The organism is Pseudoxanthobacter sp., assembly GCF_036822375.1.
GTDB lineage: Bacteria > Pseudomonadota > Alphaproteobacteria > Rhizobiales > Segnochrobactraceae > Pseudoxanthobacter.
On the sequence record NZ_DAISHT010000299.1, the window covers coordinates 1 to 3,263 of the forward strand.

Below are 3,263 nucleotides of genomic sequence, written 5' to 3' on the forward strand. Positions count from 1 at the left end.
CGGTCGCAGGGAGGTTAAAGTGCCGGACAGGGGAGGAGAGTGGTGGGTGTACAAGGGCTCGAACCTTGGACCCGCTGATTAAGAGTCAGCTGCTCTACCAACTGAGCTATACACCCGCCGGCGGCGTGCTGCGCTGGGCAGCGCCGCGGATGACGGCTGCTATACTCATCGCCGCCGGCCGGCGCAACAGGGCGGCGTGCTTTTTCTGTGCATGACGGATCGGGCATGACGGATCGGGCAGGACCGGTCTGGCAGGACCGAACTGCAGGCGGCCGGCGTGGCCGGCCGGCAGCGCAGGGCCGGGTCTGGCTGACGACCGGTGCCGCGCCGCGCAACGATTGCGACAAGACGGTGGTATTCGCGCAAGGGCTGGGGCAACAAGGAGCCGACGCGTTTCCGCCGTGACGCGGCCCCCGCAGGGCCGGCCGGCGGAGCAACATTTCAGGAGTGCGCGACCCCGATGTCCAGTTCCAAAGCCTCTCATGCCCCGGCGCTGCCGCTGTTCTACAACCGCATCGAGATGCTGAACTTCTCCGAGCACGGCGGATTCGGTGTGCGCAACACCGCGGCCGATGCCCTGAACTTCGGCTATGCCCGCGGCGCCATTGCCGTGCCGGTCACGCTGGGCGAACTTGCCATCGCCGCCCGGCATTTCCCCGTCATCTTCGCCGCCGACGCAACCGCGATGCCGCTGGCGGTGCTGGGCCTTGAGGCCGGCAAGAACCTGTTTGTCGATAAGAACGGCCACTGGCGCCCCGGCACCTATGTGCCGGCCTATGTGCGCCGCTATCCCTTCATCACCGTCAACGGGCCGGAGGGCCGGCAGTTGCTGGGCGCCGACACGTCCAGTCCGCGCATCAGCAGCCGGCCGGGCGAGGGCATCGTGCCGCTGTTCGACAGCGCCGGCGGACCGACCGAGCTTGCCCGCGGCATTCTGAACTTCTGCGAGACCTTCGCCCGCGAGTATGCGCAGACGCAGGCTTTCGTGGCCGATCTCAACGCCCGCGGCCTGCTGGTGGACCGCAGCGCGGACCTGCGCTTCCCGGACGGCACGCCGCACCGGGTGGATGGCTTCCGCGTGGTCGACGAGAACGCGCTGCGGGCGCTGCCGGACGATGTCGTGGTGGACTGGCACAAGCGCGGCCTGCTGGCGCTGATCACGCTGCACCTCAGCTCGCAGGTCGGCTGGCAGCCGCTGGTCGATCTGGCCGTTTCGCAGCGCCGCCCCAACTGAGTGCTGCCGGAAAGAAAACGGCAAGGCCGGCCGACGGCGGCCGGCTTTGCCACTTTGCCGCCTTGCGGCGCGGGGCGGTAGCCGGCGAGGCCGCAACGGCCCGCCGCAGGACCGGGCCGGGTCTTCAAGACCGGGCCGGGTCCGATGCGACCCGGCGAATCCGGCCGTTGCGTTCAGATTACGTCGTGCGGAGAAGGGGGGCGGAGGCATGCGGGGATGCGGGGATGCGGCGAGCGCGAAGCGACAATCCGCCGGGGCTGCCGGAGCCTCGCCAGTCAGACCGGAACACTGAGTTCCGCCGCAATTCTGCGTCTGGAAAAGAGGTGGTGGGTGTACAAGGGCTCGAACCTTGGACCCGCTGATTAAGAGTCAGCTGCTCTACCAACTGAGCTATACACCCGACCGGCCGGCGCGTCGGCGCCGTCGATGGCGGGTGTATACGGGCATCGGCGCCGCGATGCAACAGGGCAGAAACGGAAATTTATGCCGTCCTGTGGATGACGCGGCGATGACGCCCCGGCCCTGCGGTCCGGCCCGCCGGCGTTGCTGGCACTCCCCGATCCGGAGTGCCAGTTTTTTTTCTGTCCCCCCTTGAACGCATTCCTGACCTGCCCCAAATCCGGAGCGCGCCGGATGGCACGCCTTGATGGGGCCGTCCGGACGGAGGAATTCGTCATCCGAGCCAGTCTGGAGAATGACCATGACGTTCCGGCCACTGCATGATCGTATCGCTGTCCGCCGCATCAATGCGGAAGAGAAGACCAAGGGCGGCATCATCATCCCCGACACCGCGAAGGAAAAGCCCCAGGAGGGCGAGGTCGTGGCTGTCGGTTCCGGCGTTCGTAACGAGAAGGGCGAACTCGTCGCTCTGGATGTGAAGCCCGGCGATCGCGTGCTGTTCGGCAAGTGGTCCGGCACCGAGGTGAAGATCGACGGCCAGGATCTCCTCATCATGAAGGAGAGCGATGTTCTGGGCGTGATCGAGGCGGCCGGCGCGGTGAAAGCTGCGGCCTGACCGGCCGGCGGCAGAACGCTGCGACAGTCGCCGGCCTCTGCGGCCGGCTGCGGCAGGGCGGGAAAGCCCGCCGCGTCATTAGCAATCATCCGGCGCCCCCGCGCGGCCCGTCTTTCGAGAGCGGGTTTCGGTTGCGGGCGGGTGCCCAACAAATTCGGAGCTGAAGTTCCATGGCTGCCAAGGAAGTCAAGTTTTCGGTCGACGCCCGCGACAAGATGCTGCGCGGCGTGGATGTGCTCGCCAACGCCGTGAAGGTGACGCTGGGTCCGAAGGGCCGCAACGTCGTCATCGAAAAGTCGTTCGGCGCCCCGCGCATCACCAAGGACGGCGTGTCGGTCGCCAAGGAAATCGAGCTTGAGGACAAGTTCGAGAACCTCGGCGCCCAGCTCGTTCGCGAAGTCGCCTCCAAGACCAACGATCTGGCCGGCGACGGCACCACCACCGCCACCGTGCTGGCGCAGGCCATCGTGCGCGAAGGCGCCAAGGCCGTTGCCGCCGGCATGAACCCGATGGACCTGAAGCGCGGTGTCGATCTCGCGGTCGAGGCGCTGGTCGCGGACCTGAAGTCCAAGGCCCGCAAGGTGACCACCAACGAGGAAATCGAGCAGGTCGGCACCATCTCCGCCAACGGCGACGAGGAAGTGGGTCGCTATCTGGCCGAGGCCGTGAAGAAGGTCGGCAACGAGGGTGTCATCACCGTCGAGGAAGCCAAGTCGCTCGAGACCGAGCTTGAGGTCGTCGAGGGCATGCAGTTCGACCGCGGCTACCTCTCGCCCTATTTCGTGACCGACGCCGAGAAGATGCGCGTCGATCTGGAAGACCCCTTCATCCTCATCCACGAGAAGAAGCTCTCCTCGCTGCAGGCGCTGCTGCCGGTGCTGGAAGCGGTGGTGCAGTCGGGCAAGCCGCTCGTCATCATCGCCGAGGACGTGGAAGGCGAGGCGCTGGCCACTCTCGTGGTCAACAAGCTGCGTGGCGGCCTGAAGATCGCCGCCGTCAAGGCGCCGGGCTTCG

At 66.9% G+C, this 3,263-nt stretch carries 3 protein-coding genes and 2 tRNA genes; 3 read left to right on the forward strand and 2 right to left on the reverse strand.

What is annotated here, in order from left to right; translation table 11 throughout:
• Positions 1–40: 40 nt before the first annotated feature.
• Positions 41–116, reverse strand: a tRNA-Lys gene (locus V7067_RS16765).
• Positions 117–460: 344 nt separating this feature from the next.
• On the opposite strand from V7067_RS16765, the gene V7067_RS16770 reads away from it, so the two are divergent.
• Entirely contained in the window at positions 461–1,234 is a 774-nt protein-coding gene (locus V7067_RS16770; RefSeq protein WP_334177035.1) for a SapC family protein, read from the forward strand.
• A gap of 324 nt (positions 1,235–1,558) precedes the next feature.
• Here the strand turns inward: V7067_RS16770 and V7067_RS16775 are convergent.
• Positions 1,559–1,634 (reverse strand) — tRNA-Lys (locus V7067_RS16775).
• 300 nt (positions 1,635–1,934) lie between these two features.
• Here V7067_RS16775 and groES point away from each other — a divergent pair.
• Positions 1,935–2,249, forward strand: coding sequence for a co-chaperone GroES (gene groES / locus V7067_RS16780; protein WP_334177036.1), 315 nt, complete (start codon positions 1,935–1,937; stop codon positions 2,247–2,249).
• 170 nt (positions 2,250–2,419) lie between these two features.
• A partial coding sequence (gene groEL / locus V7067_RS16785; RefSeq protein WP_334177037.1) for a chaperonin GroEL occupies positions 2,420–3,263 on the forward strand: 844 nt, incomplete at its 3' end.